Origin of the sequence: Rhizobium gallicum bv. gallicum R602sp, from assembly GCF_000816845.1 — a bacterium.
In the GTDB taxonomy this organism is placed as follows: Bacteria; Pseudomonadota; Alphaproteobacteria; order Rhizobiales; family Rhizobiaceae; genus Rhizobium; species Rhizobium gallicum.
In genome coordinates this window covers 3,235,726-3,259,263 of sequence record NZ_CP006877.1, presented here as the reverse complement: position 1 = coordinate 3,259,263, position 23,538 = coordinate 3,235,726, and the positions used below count along the sequence as shown (strand labels likewise).

Genomic DNA, 23,538 nt, shown 5'->3' with positions numbered 1-23,538 from the left:
GCGCGCAGCAAATGGAGCATCTTATGAAAATCGTGATTATCGGCGGAACCGGCCTGATCGGTTCCAAGACTGCAGAACGCCTGCGCAAAAAGGGGCATGAGGTCATTGCCGCTGCCCCGCAAACCGGCGTCAATACCCTCACCGGAGAGGGCTTGGCGGAAGTACTGAAGAATACCGAGGTGGTGATCGACCTCGCGAACTCGCCATCCTTCGAGGATAAGGCCGTGCTCGAATTCTTTCAGACGGCAGGCAAGAACCTGATGGCAGCGGAAATCGAAGCCGGCGTGAAACACCACGTCGCGCTTTCGATCGTCGGCACGGATCGGTTGCCGGATAGCGGCTATCTTCGAGCCAAGGTCGCCCAGGAAAAGATCATCCGGGCAGCCGGCATTCCCTATACGATCGTGCGTTCCACACAGTTCATGGAATTTCTCGGCGGCATCGCCCAAGAGGGCACGGTCGGCGACACGGCCCGCTTGTCGACGGGTTTCCTGCAGCCGATCGCGTCTGACGACGTCGCCGATTTCGTAACGGACGCGGCCCTTGCCCCGCCGGCTAACGGCATCGTCGAAATCTGCGGCCCCGAGCGCGCACGTCTCTGCGATTTCGCCGCGCGCTACCTCAAAGCGATCGGAGATTCCCGCACCGTTGTCGCGGATCCGGACGCCCGCTATTTCGGCACCAAACTGGAAGACGGTTCACTCGTTTCCGACAATCATCCTCGCATCGGCCGCATCGGTTTCGATGATTGGTTTGCGACAACGCCCAGAAAGTAACGACCTGCATACGGGCCGTCTTATAGGCGGCCCCGATGCCTCAGTCACGAAAGGACGATAGATATGATCAAGTCATTACGTTTTGCCGTTGCGTTGACGGCTCTCCTGTCAGGCTCGGCTCTTGCGCACGATGCGCCCGGTGGCGGGGAGGGCGCAAAGGTTACGCTGGTCTATGACCACAAACTGCCGAACGTTCCCGGTAAGAGCATGAAGGGCGTTCTCGTCGAATATGCTCCGGGCGGTTTCTCGGAGGGCCACACACACCCAGCCTCCGCCTTCATTTACGCGACCGTCCTCGAAGGGGCGATCCGCAGCCAGGTCAATGACGGGCCCGTCACGGTCTATGAAGCCGGTGACAGCTTTTCGGAATTGCCGGGCGATCGCCACGGTGTCAGCGAGAACGCTAGCAAGACCAAACCGGCAAGGCTGCTTGCGGTCTTCGTCGTCGATAGCGCCGAGCAAGAACTGACATTCCCGATCAAGAAATAGCCGATCAGGCCGGGCCCGCAGTGCCGGTGCCCGGCCGCTCTTTGACCCAACCTAAATCGGTGATTGCTGCCATGTTTGGTAATGACAATTTCGTGCCGCTTGTTCTGATCAATCTTCTGGGAATTGCCGGCATTGTCGTGTGGCACATCCAGGGCGGCAACCGTCCGACGGGCCGCTTGATCGTCCAGATCCTGTTCTTCACCAACATGAGCCTCGTGCTCTATCTGGGAGGCATCGCTCCGCATCGGCCCGACGGCATCTACACCCAAGGTCCTGCCGCGCTGCTTTCCAAATCGGCCAGAATCCTTTGGTGGACCCATCTCGCCTGGACGATCATCGGCTTCATCCAGATCTACGTCAGACTGAACCGCAAGCCACGGGAAGCACATCTCATCCAGGATATGGCCATTGCCGTCATCTATCTCGGCGTGGCGCTTTCCGTCATCGGTTTCGTCTTCGGCATGCCGGTCGGCACCTTGGTTGCAACATCCGGCGTCATCGCCGTCATCTTCGGCCTGGCGTTACAGAATACGCTGGGCGACGTCTTTTCCGGCATCGCGCTGACACTCGGTAGGGCCTATGCAATAGGCGACTGGGTCCAGTTGAACGACGGAACCGAGGGTCGCGTCATCGAAACCACCTGGCGCTCCACCAACCTTTTGACCGTTACGAACAATGTCGTCGTGCTACCGAACAGCATCCTGGCAAAGCAGGGCGTGACAAATCTTAGCCGCCCTGACGAAACCCACCTGATCGCGCTGCGTGTGCGCATCGCTGCAACGCAAAGACCACGTGTTGTCGAGGAAGTCATGCGATCTGTGCTGCGAGCCAGCGTCCGGATCGTCAAGGACCCGCCGCCGGTCGTTGCCCTGAAAGCCATCGACGCGATCGCAATCGAAGTCGAGCTGCAGTTCCGCGTCGACAGCGTCGCAATTCGAACGCCCGCCAAGAATGAGATCGTTGATCTGCTTCATGACCAATGCAGAGCAAGCGGGCTTTCGCTGGCCATGCCCGCCGAAAGCCTCGCTTTCGTGCCGGCACCGATCGGGAACCAGTATCTTGCCGAATCCCGGCCGGTCTCGGTCACCGTCCCATAAGATCGTAGCCAGATACAAAATGAGGCAAGCTGGGTGGATGCGAGGAAGTTCTCGTCGCATGTGCCAATCGGCTCGCGATGGCGACTGGGCATTAGAGTTTTTGAAAATCGTTCAACAGCGTTGCGTTATTCGTCAAGCCGCGAGCTGAAGATGGGACGATTGACTTTGAATGGGTGCAAATCGGGTTCAAGATAGATTTTGAGGAGAGATCAGCCGTGTATGAAGATCGCGATCCCGTGATGAAGCCCAATGGAACTTTCTTGCGCCCTTGATGCCCGGTAGCTGCCGCGGCAAGCGCGGCCGGCGAGCCGATAACAGACGCCTTATTGACGCCATCTTCTGGATGGCCCGTTGCGGTGGGCGCTGACGCGACCTGCCGAAGCGACTTGGCGATTACCGCATTTTCAAGGGCGCCACTGTTGCCTGGGTGGAGCGGGGAGTGCTGCAGGATCTTCGACAGTATCAGCCACGATGGCGATTTCTGCATGCCACAGTCATTCGCGCTCGTCAGCATGCCAGTGGCGCACGCAGGCAAAAATGGGGCCTGATGCCGGAAGTCTGAGACCGTTCCAAGGCAGGCCCAGGCGCCAAGCTCCATGTCGTGACCGACAGGAGAAAACGATCGATGAATTGACGGGCGCCTTACGAGCGGGCCGAAATATAACAAGCTGCGCTCTTGCGCGGAGCGCAGCTCGTGTCGTGATGCGATCAGAGGTCCGTCACACGCTCCGGATCGGCGGAAGCCAGCGCAGCGGCGCGCTCGGGCTGCGGCGGATAGATCCAGACGGTGTTGATTTCCTGTTTGGTCGCCTTCGCTTTCTCGCCGACCATCTCCACCTTGCGCTCCCAGCCTCGGGTGAAGAGGGCTCCGGCATCACCGAGGTCAAGGCAGGTGACATAAGCTTCCTGATGATATTGCCGTGCCGGCACACCCAACAGTTCGGCGGCGGCATTGTTGCCCGCGAAGGCGCCCATGCGTGTGGCGTGCTGGCACGACATCAGTGCGTAGTTGCCGCAGTCGTCGCATGCAGCGCGTGCCGCATCCCCGGTGGCGAAGACGCCAGGCACGGACGGCACGCGCAGGCAGCCATCGACCAGCAGCCGGTCGAACTTGTCACGCTCGCCAGGAATTTTGGTGGTCAGGGGATTGGCCCGCATGCCTGCTGCCCAGATCACGGTCATGGTTTCGATATGCTCGCCGGTACTCAGCGTAACTCCGGACTTGTCGAGCGATGAAACCCCGGCGTTGAGCCGCGTTTCCACGCCGAGTTTGCGCAGCGCTTCCTCAATAATCGGGCGAGGACCTTCGCCCATGTCGGGGGCGACCGCGCTGCCGCGATCGATGACAATGACGCGCGGATTGGCGGTTTTGTCGAACAGGGCCCGCTGCCGCGAAGGCATCTCGGTCGCCGCCTCGATACCCGTGAAACCGGCGCCGGCAACAACGATGGTGTCGCGCGCGGCCGAGGCCGGCAGTTTCGCAAGCTCGTGGAGATGGCGATCGAGGACAATGGCGTCATCGACATTGTCGATGCTGAAGGCATATTCGGCGAGGCCGGGAATATTCGGGCGGAACAGCCGGCTGCCGGTGGCGAGCACAAGGCGATGATACTGAAGGGACTTTCGTTCGCCCCTGGCATTGACGACGTCTACGGTGCTGGCCTTCGTGTCGATCGATTCCACGCTGCCCTGCACGTAGGCGACATCGACGGCGTCAAACACATCCTGCAGAGGTGCCGTCAGGGTCTCGGGTTTCGGCTCGTAAAGCCGGGGGCGAATGACGAGCGTCGGTTCCGGCGACACCAGCGCGATTTCGAGCTCTTCGGGCGAAACGCCTTCGATATCGCGCAGGCGGGCTGCCGACAGAGCGGCGTACATGCCGGCGAAACCGGCGCCTACAATCACAAGTCTCATGTTATTTTACTCCGTGGTTTTTAGTTTCAAAGGGCCGCGCGTCATCGTTGCCGCTCCCGCTGGGCGGCGAGATGGTCGGTAACGATGGCGCGCGGATGTTGAAGCGACGTCGCTTAGGCGGTGACGAAGGCCAGCATGTCGGCATTGACGACATCTGCATGGGTCGTGCACAGCCCATGCGGCAGTTTCTCGTAGATTTTCAGCGTGCCGGTCTGGAGGAGCTTCGCCGACAACGGAGCGGCGGCACCGATGGGAACGATCTGGTCGTCATCGCCATGCAACACCAGCGTCGGCACGGTGATGCTCTTCAGGTCCGCGGTGAAATCCGTCTCCGAGAATGCCTTAATGCCGTCGTAATGCGCTTTCGCGCCTCCCATCATGCCCTGACGCCACCAATTTGAGATGACCGCCTGCGAAGGCTCGGCACCCGGGCGATTGTAACCGTAGAAGGGGCCGCTCGGAAAATCGCGATAGAACTGCGACCGGTTGGCCGCCAGCTGGCTGCGCAATCCGTCGAATGCCTCGATCGGCAAACCGCCGGGATTGGCGGCGGTCTTCAACATCAATGGCGGCACGGCCGCAATCAGGATCAGTTTGGCAACGCGACCCTTGCCGTAGCGCGCGACATACCGCGCGGCTTCACCGCCGCCGGTAGAGTGGCCGACATGGATTGCGTTGCGAAGATCGAGGTAGTCGATCATTGCGGCAACATCGGAGGCGTAGTGATCCATGTCATGACCGTCGCTCACCTGGGTCGATCGGCCATGGCCGCGGCGATCATGAGCGATCACGCGAAAGCCCTTGCCGAGGAAGAAGAGCATCTGATTGTCCCAATCGTCGGAGCTGAGCGGCCAGCCGTGGTGAAAGACGATCGGCTGAGCGGACTTCGGTCCCCAGTCCTTGTAAAAAAGTTGAACGCCGTCGCTGGTTGTAATGGAGGTCATCGTGCTAATCCTTTGTAGAATATTTGTTTCGGCGCCCGTCATCGAATTGGACGGACAGTCGGGTATGCAAGCCGCTACGGGTCGCTTCGTTGCGATTGACCCATAACCGGTGTCCCAGACCATCCTTTGTCTCCGCCGGATCCATTGGTATGGGCGCAATGGTGGTTTAGCGAAACAAGTCTACGGCTGCGCCAGAGGGATTGGGACCATTGCAGAGCAATTGCGGTTTAGCGGATGCGGCGCAGTTCATCGCCCGGCGTTTTACCGGTCAGCTTTCAAAATGCGGCGGCCAAGGCTGTTTGCGAGGCGCAGTCGAGTGAGGCTTCGACCAACGCCATGCCAGTGCAATCGCGCGGCATGGTCGTCGCTGAGCCAGAACGCACAGTCCGGAATCTGAGGCGAGGCGAAAGGAGATTGCGGTCAGCCGTGGCGCCGCCGCCAATCGGTCGGTGTTTCACCGGTCAATTTTCGGAATGCAGCTGCAAATGCTGTTTGCGAGGCATAACCGAGGGAGGCTGCGACCAACGCGATCGAATTTTGAGGATCGCGAAGCATGTTTATGGCCTGCTCGAGCCGATATTGACGGAGCCAGTTGTGAGGCGAAAGTCCCGTGCTTTCCTTGAAGGCGCGACAGAAATGAAAACGCGACAGCCCGGCATCGGCAGCGAGAGCCCCGAGGGAGACGTCCGCGTCAGCGTCCGACCGCAATCGTTCGATGGCCCGGCGCAGCACGCTCGGCGCGAGGCCGCCCAGCGCCGGCTGATAGCTAGGTGCCTTGCCGGTATGCGCAGCCAGCAGGCGCGTGGCCAGAAGGTCAGTCAACTGCTGCCTGAACAGTGCATCCAGTGCCGTATTGCCTTCCAGGACATCGGCTGCGCTCAGGAGCAATCGGGATGTAATGAGGTCCGGATGCGCCGTTCGCTCCAAGAGATCGGTCGGCGTGAAAGTATCGGTTTCGTCGGCAATGCGCGTCAGTGTCGTGCGGGGAAGATAGAGCTGGACGACATCAACCGGTTTTGGAATATCCCATCGGGAGCTTGATCCAGCCGGGATGATGATCACAACCCCGCGACGAAACGTTCCGCTCTCGATCGATCTTCCTGTCCGCCGTTCCATGCGCTGTATCGCGCCGTTGTAAGCCATGATGACGTGGTCGGTCATGGGCTCGACGACATCATGTAAGGGGCCGTGGTTCCAGTGAGCGATTGCACCGCCGGAGGGGTCTGCCGCAAGATGAATTGGCGCAGTCCGAAGAACGCGCGACATCTCGTTTGCAGGATTGTGGTCAGCAGCCGGCATTTCGTCCCGGCGCGCCTCGATTGTCTCAGCCAGGGAGCCTTCGAGAGGATCGCAGGAGTAAGGCAAGCTCATGGTTGCACGCTCGTAGACGGGCGCTGCCTATGTGCTATTCCGACAATAATCGCGGGCTCATTGAGTATCCACCAGTGGTGGCCGACTTCGTCAGTCCTACGACCCATGACGTCCCCCAATCTCGCGAGCGATTTCGCCGTGCTTTAGGTCATTCGCGCGTTGTGTGATGCAGGGCAAATATCAAAAACTTTTGAGCGGGAAAACCTATTCTCCAGGATAGGTTGCCTTCGCCATTGTCGTATTGTCTCATTTGAATGGTAGGTCCAACAAGGGGAAGCGGACCATGAAGCGCAGGCTTGAATTACGGACGACATCATTACCGACCTTTCGTCTTGGAGGTCCTGCGCGAGGCAGGAGATCCGATTTCGGTGACCGACTGTGCAGCGAAGCGGACAAGCTCGGCATCCCGAGCGAGCCAGCGAATCTCTCGGACATCGCACACCGCCTGTCGGCGGTCCTCACCCAACTGACGACTGCAGGACGCGTGCGGCAATCGGGTAAGTTCGACGGCCGCAAGGTTCTGTGGGAGGTCGCCGCTTAGCCTTCCCAGATCAGGTCTGGCGGCTTATTGCCCTGCCAGTATCCGCACAGATAGCGAGATGTCGGGCGAGACAGTGCCTTGCCCAGCAGCTGGAACGTATGGCCTCGATTGCTCACCTGGCCACGCCGGCCACGGACCAGTCGAAGTATTTCAACGAAAACCGATGTTGGATGCCGACGTAGGCCCGTTGGACCCGCGAGAAGAAGCTTTCGACCTGGTTGGTTTTTGTGCCATCGTCGGTCTGATAGGCCCTCGAGTGGTTGACACGATGCAGCTTGTTCAGGCCAGCCAGGTCGTTGTAGCTGCCATGCTCGTCCGCGAAGACCGTTGCTTCCCGCGACACGCGATCTCCGACGGCCGCCCAGGCTGCGTTGCTGTCCTCGTCTCGGATGATCCGGGTGAACGTCTGCCCTCCCAGCCCGCGCTGGCGGATCGCAAGAGCGCACAGACACTTCATGTTTTGGGTATTTCTTGCGGCGGCGGTCGATGCGATCCTCGGCCTTGGCCGCCAGCGTACTTGCCGTCGATCTCGACCTCGCCATCGAGCACCATCTCCTCCCTGCGCCAGGCGATGGCCTCGCGCAGCTTCATGAGGAACACCCAGGCCGTTTTGTATTGGACGCAGCTCTCGCGCGAGAGCTGGAGCGCCGCCTTGCCCTTCACCGAGGTCGCCGAAAACCAGATGGCGATGAGCATCTTCTTGAAGCTCAGCTTGCGCGCGTGGAAGACCGTGTCCGAGGTGACGCTGAAAACGGCCTTGCAGGTCTTCTCGGTGCATTTGAAGCGATTGCCGCTCATCGTGTGGCACCGAAGCGTTCCGCACTTGGGGCAATACGGCTCGCCCTCCGTCTCGTGCCACAGGCGCTTAAACCAGTTGTAGGCAGTCGTATCCCGCATCTTGGCGAGATCGAGCACCGTCAGCGTTCGGCATTCTGGCGAGAGCAGGAAATGCTGGCCCTTGGGCGTGTCTTCGGGGTTCGCCATGGCTCAACCCCTCCGCGATCCGGAGGAAGGCCAGACGTATTTCTAAGCCCCCTCCCAAGGCACTGACAGACAACACAGCAGCGTTGGGGCGGTGGGCAATGGCGGCGGTAGCGATGGCGTTGAAGGTCATGTTCAGGCTCCAGAAGTCGACGGCAGGCACAGCGGATCGGCGGCCGAAGGCCGCGGGGAGATCAGAGCTGTATGCGTATCATCCTGAACATGATGCAGGCTCTTACCTGGACCTTCCGCAGGAGTCGATCGGAGGACGGGCATGTGGTTAACGGGCGAGTGTGTGGGGCAACAATCATAGCTGCCCAGTTCGATCGACCCATCACGGAGCTTGAATATGTTGCTCAGTTGGGCTACATAAATATCAAACACGAAAAGGAGGCAAAAATGGCTGCAAACGCATATGTACGCGCCCGCATTGAACCTTCGGTGAAGGATAGCGCCGCCTTGGTACTCGATAGTCTCGGACTGACCACCTCGGATATCATCCGAATCGTTTTGACCAGGATCGCCCGAGATAAAGCTCTTCCCGTCGAATTGACTCGACCGAACGCCAAAACAATCGCTGCGATGGAGGAAGCAAGAGCCATCAAGGCGGGTCACGGCAAGCATTTTGATACTGCTGATGAGATGTTTGAGTCACTCGAGGGACGCAAGGTTGTCAAGTGATAAGAAACGAGCGAAGTCCGCTTCCAGCAAGCGGGCTTCGCTGCCGCGGCAATCAAGTCATACCAAACAGTTTCAAAAAGATTGGGAGCGCCTTTCTAGGTCTGGCCGATATGATATGGTCGCACTGAAGAAAGTCGTGGGTTTGATCGTAGACAACGATGGCCCTCTGCCGGCGGAACTGAAAGACCACGAGCTGACGGGTGATTGGAAAGATCATCGAGAATGTCATATCGGCGGTGATTTTCTCCTCATCTACACGTTAGACGAAAGAAAGAACCTGGTTGTGTTCGTAGCCGCTGGGACACACGCCGAACTCTTTGAATGAAGCATTCGCTCGGACGGCTCCCACGCACCGTACCTCGCTCCAATCTTTCTGCCCGACGTCGGCTGTGTCGCAGCCACCAGCCGACCTATCAGCGCTATCGATGCCAATCCGATCTATTCGATGCTGAAAATTGTGTTTTGATTCAGTAATTTAATTAGAGTTTGGTGGCGTTTGCTACCTAATGCCGCTGATTTGCACGAGGCAAACTATTTCTTCGCGCGTTTCTTTTTCGAACAGGGCGACTTCGAAAGAGCTGCCGAGCTTTTCGAGAGGGCTGCGCAGGTGCGGTCCGACGACTACCACTCTGATGTTCTGTTGACATGCGTCTATCTCAAGCTTGGTGGCGTGCGGACATGGAGAGAGCGGCTCGGCTGGGTCTGGAGCGCGCGGAACGCGAACTCGGTCTGCATCCGGAGAATTCAAGTCCCGCTTAACTGGGAGCATTGGCGCTGGCCTATCTCGGTGAGTGGTTGCTGCTAGGGATGGGAAGAAAATTGACCGAGATGGCTGACTTACGATAAGCGCTAGTTATCGGAAGTCAGCATGGCCTGATGCATCCTATCCAGTGGCGAACCTCGTCCTGGATTTTGGCGAGCGTCTGGTGGCTGGATACAGGGCTCCGTCGTCGGTTGATCTTATCGCGGACGCCCCCTTCGACGAATGAGAATTTTAGGGCTTTGCCATCGCTCCGGGATGATACGGGAGAAGGATTATAGCTCTGCAAGAGCTTTTACCTCGTCGGCCATCAGGAATGCGCCCTGAGCGCGGATAAACGTCCGGCTTGCGGTGTTTCCGAAAGTGCACGCCATCGCCAAACATAGCAGTCACGAAACGCCTACGATTTTAGCACTTTGATCGATCACCTCAATGGGGTGCCGGTCATGCGTTCGAACTCAAGGCCGAAAAAAATGGGTGCCAATGGCGGCACCCCCAATACCACTCATATGAAAACTGGATCCGGTTAGTTACGCCGCTCTCTCTTCCGCGGCGTTCGGTCTCCACTTGATAAGCCGGCCTTCCAGTACATCGAGAATTCGGTCGATGATGAGCACGAACATGGCCAGGATGATGATGCCAGCGAACACGCCGACCGCGTCGAAGTTGCCTTCCGCCTGCGCGATCAGATAACCGAGGCCTGCGGAGGAGCCGAGATATTCGCCGATGATGGCGCCGACCACTGCGAAGCCGACAGACGTGCGAAGCGAGGAAAGGATCCAGCTTGCCGCTGCGGGGAAATAGACGTGCCGCAACAGATCGGAACGTTTGGCCCCGAGGATCCTTGCATTTGCGAGGACCACCGGATTGACTTCGCGCACGCCCTGCATCGCGTTGAAGAAGGTGATGAAAAAAACAAGCGTTACCGCAAGCGCCACCTTCGACCAGAGGCCGAGTCCAAGCCAAAGCACGAAAATCGGTGCAAGCACGACGCGCGGAATAGCGTTCAGGCCCTTGATGAAGGGGTCCAGAATCCGCGCCGCGCTGCGGCTCAGGCCAAGCCATACGCCTGCCGCGACGCCCAATCCGGTACCAATGACATAACCCAGGACGGTCTCCGTCAGTGTGATTGACACATGACGATAGAAGCTGGGGTCAACAATCCAGCTGACGATTTGGTTGAAGATGTCGATCGGCGCTGGAAAGAAGAAGACATCGATGAGGCCGGCGGTTACGCCGAGCTGCCAGCCGCCGAGGATAAAAACCAGCATCCCGAGCTGGATGATGCGTTCAGTCACGACGTTCATAGCTTTTCTCCACTTCGCCGCGCAGGGAAGCCCAGATATTGCGATACAGATCCATAAAGCGTGGATTGAGTTTGATCTCAGCCACATCCCGTGGCCGCTCGAGATCGACCGGGAAACTTTCGATGACCCTCGAACGGGGGCCGGCGGCCAGAATGGCGACGCGGTCTCCAAGCGCGATCGCCTCTTCGAGGTCGTGCGTGATCATGACCACGGCGCGACGTTCTTCCTGCCAAAGGCGCAGCAATTCATTCTGCATGAGGTGCCGCGTGTGGATGTCGAGCGCGGAGAAGGGCTCATCCATGAGGATGACCTTCGGACCGGCAATGAGGGCTTGCGCCATCTGGACACGTTTGCGCTGGCCGCCGGACAGTTGGTGCGGATAGCGGTGTTCGAAGCCCTTGAGCCCGACTTTTGCAAGCCAGCTCATCGAACGCTCGCGCCGCTCGGCTGCTGCAACACCCCTGAACATCAGGCCGAGTTCGACATTCTCAATGGATGTCTTCCACGGGAGCAGCGCATCCTGCTGGAAGAGATAGCCGATGTCGTTCTGGACGCCCTTTACCGGCGCACTATCGATCGACACCGTTCCGCTCGCGGGTTTCAGAAGGCCTGCGATCGCGTTCAAAATGGTGCTCTTGCCGCAACCGGTTGGGCCGACGATGGCGAGAAACTCGCCATCGTCAACCGTCAGATTGACGTCCTGCACCGCGACGTAGGCACCAAACGACATTGTCACGGCATCGATCGATACCATCGACTTTGCGTTTTGCTGTCCCGTCGGGATAGACATGGGATTTACGACAGCCAAAGACATGGCCTCCTCCTAGGATCAGTTGGTGGTCTTATCCGTCACCTTGTCCACGAAAGCGTTCGTGTAGGTTTTGGAAAGATCAATTGTTGCGGCAGCAACCTTTTCGTTGAAGCTCTTGAGAACGGCCAACGGCGTCTGCGTGTCGACCTCGCTGAATTTGCCGTCCACCGAGAAGATCGGTTTGGCATTCTGGACGGCCTTCACGTAGGTGTCGCGGTCGCCGGAAATGAATTCTTTCGGCAGTTTTTCGACGATCTCTTCAGCGCTATGTGTGTTCATCCAGGCCAATGCCTTGACGGTCGCGTTCGTGACCTTCTGGATGGTTTCCGGGTTCTCATCGATATAGACCTGCGTCGCATAGAGGACGGAGGTCGGGTAGATGCCGCCATAGATCTGCTTGGCACCCTCGTCACTGCGGGCGTCGATCAAAATCTTGCCGACCCCCTTGGCTTCGATAAAGGTTGCTGCCGGATCGTAGTTGACCAATAGATCAACTTTCCCCTGCTCGAGCGCCGCGACTGCGGCTGCGCCTGAGCCAACGCCGATCAACGAGATGTCGTCGGCCGAAAGATTGTTGCGCTGCAGATAATAGCGGACAAAGAAGTCCGAGGATGAACCTGGTGCGGTGATGCCGATCTTCGCGCCCTTGATCGTTTCCGGCTTGGCCGGATCGAAGGACGAGTCTTTCCCGCCGGCCAGAACCAGGCCAGAATTGCGCGCAAGCTGTACGAAGCCGACGACCGCCTTGTTCTGCGACTGCATCTGGATCGTATGGTCGTAAAAGCCGACAGCGATATCCGTCGAGCCGGCAACAAGTGCCTGCAGCGTCTTGGAGCCGCCAGAGGCGAAGTTTTCGACGGTCACCTCAAGACCTTCCTTCTCGTAGAGACCTAGGCCAGCTGCGACCGGGAAGGGCAGGTTGTTGAGGTTGTAGGATCCGACGCTGATGCGGACGGGTTCAGCAAAAGCCGAACCGGCAAAAGCGACGGTTGCGGCAAGGGTGAGTATGAGTTTGCGCATGTGTATTCCTCCCTGATCCGTGGCGCCCTCCCGGCAACCACTCGATTATGCAGCGCAAACCATTTGCGCGATAGGTTTTGCAAAGACGTGACCCTCGAAGAGGCGCCGGGCCGTCCGCAGGATTCCTGCAGCTGTCTTGCCGTCGCGGGCATCCAGTTTCACGTCCAGGTGACCGCTTGGATGCTCCAGAACGAGAACGACCGGTGGCTTGCGGTCGCCGATCAGCCGCGAGGCGACGGTTCCGCCGCTGATGCAGGCTGTGGCAATACCGACCGCACCGGTTGTTGCGAGAGACGGGTGGCACTGATGTGGCATGAAATAGCGCACGCCGAGGTCGCCACCTTTGTCAGGCTTGGAGATCAGAACCGGCTTTGGCGTGACCTGATTGCTGACGTCACCCATACCCATGCGCCGGCCGGCCTCGAGCCTCAGAGTTTCGAGCCGCTGGAGCAATGCACCGTTGGCATTGAATTCGGCGGTTGATTCATTGCCAGTCACGCCGAGGGCGGCGGCCTCGAGCAGCATCATCGGCATCGCGCAATCGATGCAAGTGACGTCGATGCCATCGATCATGTCGCGCGGGTTGCCGGTGGGAAAAAGCTTGCCTGTGCGTGCCCCGGCAGCATCCATGAAGGTCAGGGCGATCGGTGCGGCATTGCCGGGCACACCATCGATCGAAGCATCTCCCAAATAGGCGACACGGCCATCGGGGGTCGGAACCTCGGCTTCGATCAGTTTGCCGGTATTGACGTTGTGTATACGCACGCGGGTTACGCTGGTCGTCGATTTGACCAATCCAGCCTCGATCGCGAACGGCCCGACGGCTGCCAGCATGTTTCCGCAGTTGGGAGAGGTATCGACGAATTGCTGATCGATGCGGACCTGGGCGAACAAATAATCCACATCGGCATCCGGTACGGTTGGTGGACCAACGATGGCGACCTTGCTGGTGACCGGATTGCCACCGCCGATTCCATCGATCTGCAATGGGTGACCGGAGCCCATGACCGAAAGCAGGATTTGATCTCGTTGACGCGCATCCGACGGAAGATCGGATGCGAGAAAGAACGGCCCCTTGGACGTGCCGCCTCGCATCAGAACACAGGGAATGGAAATCAGGTCGTTCATGGTTGCGCTCGCTTGCTGATGTGATTTACTGATCAATCAGCTTCTTTGTTGCAGTAAGCGGCAAAATGATTGATATGTGAAATGCGAATATCAGAGGGAATGATGCGCCATGAGCATTAATTGCGAGATATTGGATTTGCGCGCGTTTTTATCGGTCGTCGAACTGGAGAATTTCCACCGCTCTGCCGAAGCGCTTAATCTTTCCCAGCCGGCACTCAGCCGGCGGATTCAGAAGCTCGAGTTGGCAATCGGGGCGCCCTTGCTCGAGCGCACGACGCGCCATGTCTCGACAACTGCGCTTGGGGCGGAACTGATCCCGTTGGTGCGACGAATGCTCGAAGAGTTCGATACGTCGCTGTTTGCAGTTCGCGATGTCGGGTCCCAGCGCAGCGGCCTGGTGACGATCGCGTGCTTACCGACGGCTGCTTTCTATTTTTTGCCGACCGTCATCAAGCAGTTCAGCGCCGAATATCCCAATATACGTTTTCGCATTCTCGATTTGCCGGCCACCGACGGTCTGCAAGCAGTCGCCCGCGGGGAGGTCGAGTTCGGCATCAATATCATGGGCTTTTCAGATCCCGACCTTGTCTTCGACCGGCTCATCGAAGATCCATTCGTGCTTGCGGCACGCAAGGATCATCCGCTGGCGGCGAAGCGCGAACTCGAATGGGACGATCTGGCGCCCTATCAGCTGATCACGGTTCACCGATCCAGCGGCAATCGTACGCTTCTGGATGCAGCATTGGCGAAATCGAACCTGAAACTGCGCTGGTCCTATGAAGTCACGCATCTTTCGACGTCACTTGGTCTCGTGGAAGCCGGGCTTGGAATTTCGGTTCTGCCGAAACTCGCCACACCGCAGGAAGAGCACCCGTTCCTCGTCACGAGACCTATTCGCAATCCTCAAATCTCGCGAACGATCGGCATTGTGCGCCGTCGCGGCGGGACGCTTTCGCCGGCAGCCGAGCGCTTCATGACCATGTTGATTGGGACGTGGGCCGAAGGAAACTGATCCGCCGACGCAATGATGTCGGCAAGAAGGTGACGTTGCTGGAGCCACAGCTCAGTGCCGCTTGCCGTTCTCCCATCCGCTGGTCATCCTGTTTTCCTCGGGCAAGACGGGCATGCCGAAATGCATCGTCCACTCGGCCGCGGGAACGCTTGCGCAGCAACTGAAGGAACACCGCCGGCGATGCACAGTGATGTCGGCATCGTCAAATACGATCGCCGGCAGCGGCGACCCTCGAAAGACGAAGACATAGGCTCGGGTGAAACCACGACCTCGGCTCGAACATTAAGGGGAAGCGCCGTTCCGGATCGATGTTCGCCGTCGGTGCGACCCGAAGGCTGCAAGCAAGCGCCCCTTCACGGCATTGAAAAATTGGGAGGCTGTGGTCCGATCGCTGCCAGAACTGCGATCTCGCCCTCCGGCAATATCCTTTTCAGTCCAAGAAGCCGGTCCTGTCCGAACCTGACGACGCGACAACACGCGTTCACTGTCGGATCGCCCAAATCAGGTGTTTGGGCCAAGTATGTTTTTTCTGGCTTCGACGATGTGGTCGTACATATTTAGCTCGGCTGCCCCACTGTCCCGATCTTTGATGGCTTCAAGAATGGCCTGATGCTTCGCGATATAGGCCTTCATGCGCTCAGGGGTGAGTGACTGCTCCTTCATTTTCCCCCAGAGATTTCCCGCCCGTACCACGTGAATACCCTCATAGAGCGAGGCGAGAAGACCGTTTCGGGCGGCCTCGACGATGATGCGGTGAAAGACAGCGTCCCATTTCTCGAATTCGACCAGGGTTCCCGCCGCGTTGCCCCGATCGATCGATTTCTGCATTTCGTCGATTTCCTGCGTGGTCGCCCGTAACGCCGCCAAGGCAGCGATCTTGGGTTCCATGATCAGCCGAGCCTCGAAAACTTCGGCCGGATAGGTGCGCAACGCGTCTCCCGTACTGCCTGGCGGGCGACGCAGCGCCGTCGAGCTTATCCCGCTGCCAGCGATAAATGTCCCCCGGCCCACATGCCTGATAAGGCGGCCCTCCTTCTCCAGAGATGCAAGCATCCGTCGAAGTGCGGTGCGGGGCAGCCCGAGTTTGAGCGCCAGGTCGCGCTCAGGCGGTAATCGATCCCCGGGCTCCAGACCTTCCGCCTCGATGAAATCCTTCAATACCACGCTCATCAGCCTCGCCAATAATTACCGCAACCAAATTGATCCACGTTGACACCAATGGCAAGACCAATCTTAAATTGATAGCGTGTTAAAACCAAAATTGGTGCAGAATGGTGCTGAACGTGAAATCAACCCCGCACAAGAAACAACCCCGCTCGCCTCTCGGCCTCGGCTGCTGTAGTCCGCAACGCTCCTACGCAATTGTTCATCGGCGGCGAATGGGTCCCTGCAAAAGGAAATCGCACCTTTGAAGTGGTCGATCCCTCGGCCGCAGGTGCGATCGCCACGGTTTCCATATCCTGTAGTTTACAAGGGGCCGGGCTATCGCGGCGCCGCGTTCTGATCAGCGATGGCGGCTTCCACGCCATCTGGAACCGGGATTCCCGCCTTGCGCATCGTCATGATCAAGCGCAGTTGATCCCTTGGCTGGATATTTCTGATACTGAGCTCGGCCGCAATGTTCGGAACGAAGTCCGGACGCATCTTCATGAAGGTCTCTCCCGCTCGGCGGGCGTCCTTCGACATCCCCGCCTCCGCATAAATGATCGCCGCCACGATATGAAAAAGCGAACACTTCTGTAGATCCGCCCGTCCGATTCCAGCGACTGCCGCCGGATAGTCTCCAAGCATAAAGGCGGCGAGTGCGCGGGTTCCGTGATAGTAACCGGCTGCACCTGGGTTAAGAGCCAGCGCCTTGTCCAGAAGCGCCGCGCCGCGCTGCCATTGCCCACCCATCGCCAGTCGGGTTCCGAGTTCACCCATGAGCTCGGTGTCGTTGGGGTTCGTCGCAAGCGCCTGCTCCCCTATGCGCATGGCCTCGGCAAATTGCTGGTTGAAGAACAATGCCGTCATCAACGCCTGAAGGGCGCGGATGTTATCCGGATCGAGCTGGATTGCGCGTCGCGCTGCCTGAAGCGCGCGCTGCATAGGCTGGGGCGCGTCGGTTCTCGAGTTGAACTTGAACCGTTCCTCGTCCAGATAGAGGATGGACAGCATCGCCCAGGCGGTTGCATAGCTCGGATATCGGGCCACGACCCGCTCCAGACACGCCCTGACGTCCGCATGACGCTCGACGCTCAGCTCGGCACGGTAGGCATAGAAATTCAATGTGCAGTCGTACGCACGACGATCGTCGGGGGGAGGTTTTGCTGAAGCAACCTGCGCCATGATGCCGTAGGGTTGCGCGATCGTTGCGGCGACCTTGTTTGCGACAGCCATCTGAATCGCGAACAGATCACGAGTCTGCAGGTCGTTCTCGTAGTCCTCGGACCAGACGATGGAGCCGTCCAAGGTGTCGAGAAGACGTGCCGTCACTCGAATGCGGCTGCCAGAGGTCCGCATGCTACCGTTCAGCAGATACCGCGCCCCGAGTTCATCCTTGATCCGCGACATACTAACGCCCGGCGGGAGTGATGCCGACGTTTCACGTCCGACCACCTTGATTTCCTTGAAGCGCGGAAGGGCTGTCAGGAGTTCTTCCGTCAACCCTTGCGCATAAAGCTCGGCATTCGGCCCGTCCCCAAGATTCGTGAACGGTGCGACCACCAAGGTTGGACGATCGAGAAGCGGCATATCGGGCATATGTCGCTCGGGGAGCCAATAGGCTGATCCCACGAGGCCGGCAACGACCGTGAGAGCACCCAGAACCGGCCATCTCACGCGCCACAACGCGGCTGCCTGCCGACCAAACGCTTCAGGCGGCGGTGCGGCTTTCGACTTGACGGGTTCCGGCGGTGCTGCTTCGTTCCGGGCAAAAGTCGGAACGTATCCGCCCTTGGGAATATCGATCCTTACCGGATCCTTCCGGCCAGCCACCAGATAGTAGCGTTCGAGAGCCCGCCGCAGCGTGCCTGCCTCGATCCGCACGACAGGATCGTCCTGGGTGAAGCTGTCGGGTCGCTTGAACACCTCGATTGCAATCGAATAGCCCTTGATCCGGTGTCCACGCCCGGCAAGCGTTTCCTCGACGATGTAATTAAGGAAGGCTCCCGCCCGCCCCACCTTGGGAAATTCAGGGCTTGAGACGATCCGCTGAAGCTGGCCGCGGACATCGTCCGAGCTCGGAGGGTCGCTCGCCCGGACGTTCGATGCTTCCGTCTGCTCGAGCGAGAATGGCTGCGTGGGATTCTCCTCTACCGCGACGACGGAACCAATGCCATCACGCGGGATCCGCATGGAGAACGTGGGTACGTAGCTTCCCTTGGGAATACCAACAACCACGGGATCTGCCTGTCCGGCAGTCAGGTAGTAGCGTTCTAAGGATCGGCGGAGGTGCCTGGCGGCGATGCGAACGATCGGATCGTTTTGCGGGTCGAACGTAGTATCCCGTCCGAACACTTCCACGGCAACGGAATATGCCTTTATCCGTTCGCCTCGTCCCGAAAGGCTCTCCTCGACCACGTATTCGAGAAATCGATGTTCCCTTTGGGTCGCGTGAAAATCGACGCTTTGCTGGATACGCGAAATCTGCTCGCGGCAGACCACTTCGGGGGGCCGCATGTCTACCGCTTCTGACGCACCAGCATGAGTCACGGCACCCCCCAGCGCACGCAGACTTGGAGCATTCGCCCGCATCGTCCAACTTGAAGCTGTATACTACGCGCTTGGCGCAATAGCGACTGCTAATATTCGATTTGCGATGTCGACATCGAGCCGGCTTCCGGGTCTGATTCAGATACACCACGTAAACTACAGCAGTTCTCTACGCCACCGGCAGGGTCTCACCTAATCTCCCATCAACGGTGACGCGATGGCAACGAATGACGACGTGACTCGCAAAGAGCAGGCATTCTCGGCTGCGGCGCGACGGTTTCCGCAGGCAGAACTGGCAATCCGAAGACTGATGGGGAGGAGCGAGGATTTCTGCGATCTCTGCGCAGATCTGGCCGACGCCGAGCGGGCGCTGGCCGGTGTCCGGGATAAGACGGTGGCGCAATGGGAAGAGCGGAAACGCGAATGGCAGGAACTGGTCGACCACATCGTTTCCGAGGTCGCCGAGGCTCTAGGCAAGAGCGAGGGGCGGGGGCCAGGTTCGAAGGGGTGACCGCCGATCTCATCCAAGCAGGCCGGGGCGATGTCGGCCGCGCGTGAAAAGTCCCAGGGCACGCCTGCGAATATGTCCTCCAACGCAGGTCGAACGACATGAGTCGAGATAGTGTCGACAACTCCTGGAAACGGGGGGAGGTCGAAGAAGTGAGGTAGTGGTCGGGACGGACTCGAGCGCAAACGCTTGTTCGGCGGCTTCGCGCCCTCCTCACCATCGTGCCGGCGACTACCGGAGTGGGCCACCGCAGAGAGCGCCAGGTTCGTCGCGTCCCTTGGCGGGCGATTTCTATAGTGTGGTAGCTGCTGCGTAGATCGCCGCAGCTTCCGCCCCGATAGCTTTTTTTCCGTATGCGAATGCAGCGCCTGCCTCGCCGGCTGCTTCCGCTGCGGTGGCCTTTCCCAGGACGCCACGCCTGGGTGAAAGCGATGTCCTTTCTCTTCAGAGCGTGCTCAGTGGCCGCCCGAGAATACCAGGGTCTGCACGGGAAGGAGCATCGCTTGCATCCTCAAGATCATGGCGTGCACGAGCCCGACGGCGTCCACGGCATGCAGGAATAGCCATCGCATCGTGCTGATATTCTCGTCGGCGAGCGCCTCGTGATTGTTCGTGTAGGCGTTGGCGATGCAACTGCTGCCCGGCGGGATGTCATCGAGTTCTCCAGGAAAGAGCGGCTGCAGGAACACCGTCAAGGTTCCCGGCTGCGCCATTTGCTGGACATCGATAAGTTGATCCGTCGGACGTAACTGTCCGGCCGCGATCACATCCTGAACGTCAGTCACGACCAGCGGAATGATTGTGAACGGCTTTCCGATGCAGGTCGCTTCGGCGATCATCCCCCGCTTCATCACCTGTGCTTCGATCTGCCCGAAACCGGCGATTAAGGTGCCTCGTCCCGCTTCCGCAGGAACGAGAATGCCAGCCGGACGCAACATCGTGTTGAGGACATCGCCCGGACGCAGCGTGAACTGCTGCACGGTTCCAGCAACACCGGCCCGAACGAGGGTCTTGTCCAGTTCCACCTGGGCTTGCGCCTGCGCAGCTTCGGCGCTTGCCTTTTGTGCCGGCAACAAAATATTGATCTTGGCTTCCAGGGTCTGCTTGTTGGCGAGCACGGCACTCGCCGCACCTTTGCGGCTATCGACGGTGTTAGCCAGACGGACTACTTCCCTTCGGGCAACGGCATCGTTCTTCAACAACTGGGACTTCATCTCGTATTCGTCGACCGCCACCTGAAGGGCGCCCTCGGCCTCCTGGATCTGGCCATCCGCAGCGACCATTTCGGTTTGAGCCACCTTGGATTCCGCATCGATTTCCTCGATCTTTCGACGGGCCGTCTCCAGCGCGGCTTTCTGCAGCGAGTCGTCCAGGCGAAACAGCGGTGCACCGGCGACCACCTTCTCGTTGACGCCGACATAGACTTCGTCGACGCGACCGATCGTTTCCGGCAGGATCGTCACCGTGCGGAATATCGCCGTGACATTCTTGGTCGATGGATGGAAATAGAAGATCATGGTGATCAGCGAAATGGTGAGGATCAGGCAGGCGGAAATACCCCAGCGCAACTCGTACCACACACTGTAAAGCGTGATTTCGCGACCGATCCGCTTGTCCTGAACATAGCGTCGATAAAGGTAGTCCGGTAAGATGGTGAGCATAGAGCAGAGCAGCAACTCGAACATGGATCAGACTCCCTCTCCGTGCACACCGGTCTTTGACTTCGCTTCGACCGGCACTACCGGCTCAGCGATTTTCAATGCGGGATCACCGCTGGTTTCAGGATCACGGCCGGCAAGCTTCGCCAGCGATTGCGCGATTGAGTAGAGCGGACTCGTAAAGTCGGGAATGCGAACGAACGCCAGCAGCAGGCCGGCAATCCAATAGAGATGGTTGTGCGTGAAGAGCGAGATGAGCACCAGGACGGCCACGACTTCCATTTGCACCTTGTTGGTGCGATGCGCCATGCGTTCGGGAACGGCATGAAGCTTGAAGTAAAGGTTGCCAATCACGAGAACGGCAACAATCAGAAAAATGGCAACGCCATTGAAGAGATAGTCGGTCTGCCCTGGCTCTGTAATAAAGCCTGGCACGTGATCAATCGCGGCCGGATGAACAGATTGCGCCATCGAAGTCTCCTTTCTTTATACCCCGTCTCGCCCATCGTAGACGAGCCTTTGTCGGTCATTCAGCCGGCACCGGCTGCCACCGCCTCTTTATGAGCCGTCAAGGCCTGCTGCGCCGCGGCGGCCACATCCGCCGTCTTCTCGCCCGCGACCTGGACCGTTGGAACCGCGATTCTAATTCCCGCTTCGTGGAAGGCCTGATGGATCATCCGCAGCGCCCGCCGCTTCAGAGTGAACTGCTCTCCGGGGAGCGTCATGAACTTCATCCGCAGGAGAAGGCCGGAGTCTCCAAAGCTTTCGATACCCTGCATCTTCAGAGGTTCGATGGTGACTGCCTTGAACTCCGGGTCGACGGAGAGTTCCTGGCCAATCTTCTTGATGATCTTGCGTGCCTTCTCGACGTCGGCGTCGTAGGTCACTGTGATCGTCAGCTTCTCGATCACCCAGTCCCGGCTCATGTTCTGAATGGCCCCAAGCTCGCTGAACGGCACGATATAGACTGCGCCGCGATGATGCCTCAGCTTGACCGATCTGAGGCTGAAGGACTCGACACTGCCCTTGTAGTTTCCGCTCTGGATGTATTCGCCGACCCTAAAGGCGTCGTCGAGCAGATAAAACATGCCGCTGATGATGTCCTTGACGACTGTCTGCGCTCCGAAGCCGATGGCGACGCCGACGACGCCGGCACCGGCGATCAGCGGCGCGATCTCCACGCCCAGAGAGGAAAGCGCCATCATGATGGCCACCGCGACGAACAGGATCATCAGAACGTTCCGCAGGATCGGCAGAAGAGTTCTCACCCGTGTGCGTCGGCGCTCCTTCTCGCTTCCCGCTTCGTAGACCGTGTTGGTGTCGCCGAGCTTCCGGTCGATAAGGACGCTCAACACGTTCCAGGCGAGGTCGATCGCCATAAGAACGATACCTGCGCTCAGTATCCCGCGCACGATCCGGAGTACTGGCGTGTCCTGCATCGTCACGCCGGCGAATTCGACGTCGAGCGCTTTGGCGAGCAGAAGGATGGCTCCGACGATCAGGGCCGCGCGGATGCCGCGCTCCACGAGCACCGAGGCGACAGTGGCCCTTTCCTTTGCATTCTGCGAGCCGGGAGACCTGAGGACATTGGCTATGGAGGCCTTGCTGAGCGCGAGCACGCCCGGCAGTGCGGCGCACACGACGACGATCCAAAAGAGTTTCATCGCTCCGGCAACCCACAGCGCCCACCCCCCTATGAAGTAGGCGGTCCAGAGCCAGTTCCGGAACTTGCGCCCGATGCGGCCTGTCGCCTCCACTCCCGGCACAACATGTGGACGCCGCCATAGGCCTTCGATCGCAATGACGAGGAGCACGACCCCAAGCGCGTAGGCCACAAGCTGCCGCGAAGGCACCGAAAAGCCGAGAGCTCCGAGTAGCCGGACTGTCACCCAGCCGAATGCAAACCATCCCACCAGGTAGCTCAGGCGTCTTGCCCAGTGAATGGCAGCCTGATCCGTCAGCGGTATGACGCGAAATCCTGGTGGTTCGTCATTGGTGGCAGCTCCGGGATCAAGCAGGACATCGAACACCATGTCGGCAAGGCGGAAGACGACGACGGCGAAGAGGTAGCCTACGACGATTTCCCTGACGAGGGGAGGCCACTCGAAGGCAAGGAAGAAGCCGATACTGCCGAGGGCAAAGGAAAGGACGTAGCATGCGGCCCACAGCAGTCTCGCGCCTACGACGGTAACGCGGTCGCGAACGGTGATTAGGGGTGCACGTTCTATCCAAGATCGCCATCCGGTGCTGATCTTCCGGAACAGCCATTGTGCGCCAAGGCCCGCGACGACGAAAGCTACGAGCAGGAATACGGGCCGGGTTCCGCCATTTGCCTGGATTTCACGTTCGAGCACTGCTACGGCAGCCATGATCTCGGAATGCAACGAACCCGCCGCGGTCAGGAGACTGGAAACATGCTGACGAAACCGGGTCGTGAACTCTGCAAAGGAGACTTTCGTCTGCGCGGGTTGGGCGAAAGCGGCGTCGGTCTTTGCGGCGGCTGCCTGTTGCTGAAGCCATTTCTGAACGGCAGGGTCGGCAGAAAGCGCTATGAACTGCTGAACGCTTTCGGGGGGCAAGTCTCTCGCCATCGGCACCTGGGATACTGCAGGCGAAACGGTCAAGACAGCGGCAACGGTCACCATCACCGCCAAGAGGACGGTTCGAACCGAGGTAATCGTTGATAGTAAATGCATGGAAAGTTCCCAATCCAGAAACGAACCGCGCGACTGTCGGAGCGTGCTAACGCCGACAATCGATCTCCGAAGCGCTCCTGCTTCCGCAGGCGGGCACCACATGCGGCCGTCTGCTCGGCCCGGTGAGAGCGCTGGCCTCGCTGGCATAGCT

At 59.1% G+C, this 23,538-nt stretch carries 22 protein-coding genes; 7 read left to right on the top strand and 15 right to left on the bottom strand.

What is annotated here, in order from left to right; all coding sequences use genetic code 11:
• Nucleotides 1-23: 23 nt before the first annotated feature.
• The 3 genes from RGR602_RS15985 to RGR602_RS15975 all read left to right on the top strand — a co-directional run bounded on the left by RGR602_RS15985 (nt 24) and on the right by RGR602_RS15975 (nt 2,362).
• Nucleotides 24-776 carry an SDR family oxidoreductase gene (locus tag RGR602_RS15985; protein ID WP_039845911.1) on the top strand — a complete coding sequence of 251 codons (753 nt, stop codon included), beginning with the start codon at nt 24-26 and terminating at the stop codon, nt 774-776.
• Between the two features lie 63 nt (nt 777-839).
• Nucleotides 840-1,265, top strand: coding sequence for a cupin domain-containing protein (locus RGR602_RS15980; RefSeq protein ID WP_039845910.1), 426 nt, complete (start codon nt 840-842; stop codon nt 1,263-1,265).
• 71 nt (nt 1,266-1,336) lie between these two features.
• Complete coding sequence (locus tag RGR602_RS15975; RefSeq protein WP_039845909.1) at nt 1,337-2,362, top strand: mechanosensitive ion channel family protein; 1,026 nt, start codon at nt 1,337-1,339, stop codon at nt 2,360-2,362.
• A 91-nt stretch (nt 2,363-2,453) separates the two neighbouring features.
• Here the strand turns inward: RGR602_RS15975 and RGR602_RS40035 are convergent, their stop codons facing one another.
• From RGR602_RS40035 to RGR602_RS37240, 6 genes are all read right to left on the bottom strand, one after another.
• The gene (locus RGR602_RS40035) at nt 2,454-2,849 is read right to left on the bottom strand and encodes a hypothetical protein (RefSeq protein ID WP_039845908.1); all 396 of its coding nucleotides are present in this window, start codon (nt 2,847-2,849) and stop codon (nt 2,454-2,456) included.
• A 221-nt stretch (nt 2,850-3,070) separates the two neighbouring features.
• On the bottom strand, nt 3,071-4,276 hold the full coding sequence (locus tag RGR602_RS15965) for an NAD(P)/FAD-dependent oxidoreductase (protein WP_039845907.1): 1,206 nt from the start codon (nt 4,274-4,276) through the stop codon (nt 3,071-3,073).
• A gap of 113 nt (nt 4,277-4,389) precedes the next feature.
• A complete protein-coding gene (locus RGR602_RS15960) occupies nt 4,390-5,220 on the bottom strand; it encodes an alpha/beta fold hydrolase (protein WP_039845906.1) in 831 nt (276 codons plus the stop codon).
• A 420-nt stretch (nt 5,221-5,640) separates the two neighbouring features.
• Entirely contained in the window at nt 5,641-6,591 is a 951-nt protein-coding gene (locus RGR602_RS15955; protein WP_039845905.1) for a helix-turn-helix domain-containing protein, read from the bottom strand.
• A 653-nt stretch (nt 6,592-7,244) separates the two neighbouring features.
• Nucleotides 7,245-7,589 carry a transposase gene (locus tag RGR602_RS37245; RefSeq protein WP_052451599.1) on the bottom strand — a complete coding sequence of 115 codons (345 nt, stop codon included), beginning with the start codon at nt 7,587-7,589 and terminating at the stop codon, nt 7,245-7,247.
• Nucleotides 7,586-8,116, bottom strand: a complete 531-nt coding sequence (locus RGR602_RS37240; RefSeq protein ID WP_052451598.1) for a hypothetical protein — start codon at nt 8,114-8,116, stop codon at nt 7,586-7,588. Before RGR602_RS37240 ends, RGR602_RS37245 begins: the two co-directional genes overlap by 4 nt.
• A gap of 201 nt (nt 8,117-8,317) precedes the next feature.
• Here RGR602_RS37240 and RGR602_RS39430 point away from each other — a divergent pair, with 201 nt between their 5' ends.
• Both RGR602_RS39430 and RGR602_RS35740 read left to right on the top strand, forming a co-directional pair.
• A complete protein-coding gene (locus RGR602_RS39430) occupies nt 8,318-8,794 on the top strand; it encodes a type II toxin-antitoxin system RelB/DinJ family antitoxin (protein ID WP_323808229.1) in 477 nt (158 codons plus the stop codon).
• The gene (locus RGR602_RS35740) at nt 8,784-9,119 is read left to right on the top strand and encodes a type II toxin-antitoxin system YafQ family toxin (protein WP_100674343.1); all 336 of its coding nucleotides are present in this window, start codon (nt 8,784-8,786) and stop codon (nt 9,117-9,119) included. Before RGR602_RS39430 ends, RGR602_RS35740 begins: the two co-directional genes overlap by 11 nt.
• A 965-nt stretch (nt 9,120-10,084) precedes the next feature.
• On the opposite strand, the gene RGR602_RS15935 is transcribed toward RGR602_RS35740, so the two are convergent.
• Genes RGR602_RS15935 through RGR602_RS15920 form a run of 4 tightly spaced genes read right to left on the bottom strand, consistent with a single transcriptional unit; the run spans nt 10,085 to nt 13,820 of the window.
• Nucleotides 10,085-10,861, bottom strand: coding sequence for an ABC transporter permease (locus RGR602_RS15935; RefSeq protein ID WP_039845903.1), 777 nt, complete (start codon nt 10,859-10,861; stop codon nt 10,085-10,087).
• On the bottom strand, nt 10,845-11,675 hold the full coding sequence (locus RGR602_RS15930; protein WP_039845902.1) for an ABC transporter ATP-binding protein: 831 nt from the start codon (nt 11,673-11,675) through the stop codon (nt 10,845-10,847). Before RGR602_RS15930 ends, RGR602_RS15935 begins: the two co-directional genes overlap by 17 nt.
• A 15-nt stretch (nt 11,676-11,690) precedes the next feature.
• Nucleotides 11,691-12,692 carry an ABC transporter substrate-binding protein gene (locus RGR602_RS15925; protein ID WP_039845901.1) on the bottom strand — a complete coding sequence of 334 codons (1,002 nt, stop codon included), beginning with the start codon at nt 12,690-12,692 and terminating at the stop codon, nt 11,691-11,693.
• A gap of 45 nt (nt 12,693-12,737) precedes the next feature.
• Complete coding sequence (locus RGR602_RS15920) at nt 12,738-13,820, bottom strand: 4-oxalomesaconate tautomerase (RefSeq protein ID WP_039845900.1); 1,083 nt, start codon at nt 13,818-13,820, stop codon at nt 12,738-12,740.
• A 109-nt stretch (nt 13,821-13,929) separates the two neighbouring features.
• On the opposite strand from RGR602_RS15920, the gene RGR602_RS15915 reads away from it, so the two are divergent.
• Nucleotides 13,930-14,832 carry a LysR family transcriptional regulator gene (locus RGR602_RS15915; RefSeq protein WP_039845899.1) on the top strand — a complete coding sequence of 301 codons (903 nt, stop codon included), beginning with the start codon at nt 13,930-13,932 and terminating at the stop codon, nt 14,830-14,832.
• Nucleotides 14,833-15,333: 501 nt separating this feature from the next.
• Here the strand turns inward: RGR602_RS15915 and RGR602_RS15905 are convergent.
• Both RGR602_RS15905 and RGR602_RS15900 read right to left on the bottom strand, forming a co-directional pair.
• The gene (locus tag RGR602_RS15905) at nt 15,334-16,002 is read right to left on the bottom strand and encodes a FadR/GntR family transcriptional regulator (RefSeq protein ID WP_039845897.1); all 669 of its coding nucleotides are present in this window, start codon (nt 16,000-16,002) and stop codon (nt 15,334-15,336) included.
• Nucleotides 16,003-16,314: 312 nt separating this feature from the next.
• Nucleotides 16,315-18,525 (bottom strand): tetratricopeptide repeat protein, encoded by a 2,211-nt coding sequence (locus RGR602_RS15900; RefSeq protein ID WP_039845896.1) that lies wholly within the window; start codon nt 18,523-18,525, stop codon nt 16,315-16,317.
• 217 nt (nt 18,526-18,742) lie between these two features.
• On the opposite strand from RGR602_RS15900, the gene RGR602_RS15895 reads away from it, so the two are divergent.
• Complete coding sequence (locus RGR602_RS15895) at nt 18,743-19,036, top strand: hypothetical protein (protein ID WP_039845895.1); 294 nt, start codon at nt 18,743-18,745, stop codon at nt 19,034-19,036.
• A gap of 452 nt (nt 19,037-19,488) precedes the next feature.
• On the opposite strand, the gene RGR602_RS15890 is transcribed toward RGR602_RS15895, so the two are convergent.
• From RGR602_RS15890 to RGR602_RS15880, 3 genes are read right to left on the bottom strand one after another with little or no spacing between them, the layout of a single operon-like run.
• Entirely contained in the window at nt 19,489-20,718 is a 1,230-nt protein-coding gene (locus RGR602_RS15890; protein ID WP_039845894.1) for an HlyD family secretion protein, read from the bottom strand.
• Between the two features lie 3 nt (nt 20,719-20,721).
• Entirely contained in the window at nt 20,722-21,162 is a 441-nt protein-coding gene (locus RGR602_RS15885; RefSeq protein WP_039845893.1) for a hypothetical protein, read from the bottom strand.
• 59 nt (nt 21,163-21,221) lie between these two features.
• The gene (locus RGR602_RS15880; protein ID WP_039846952.1) at nt 21,222-23,387 is read right to left on the bottom strand and encodes a mechanosensitive ion channel family protein; all 2,166 of its coding nucleotides are present in this window, start codon (nt 23,385-23,387) and stop codon (nt 21,222-21,224) included.
• Between the last annotated feature and the right edge of the window lie 151 nt (nt 23,388-23,538).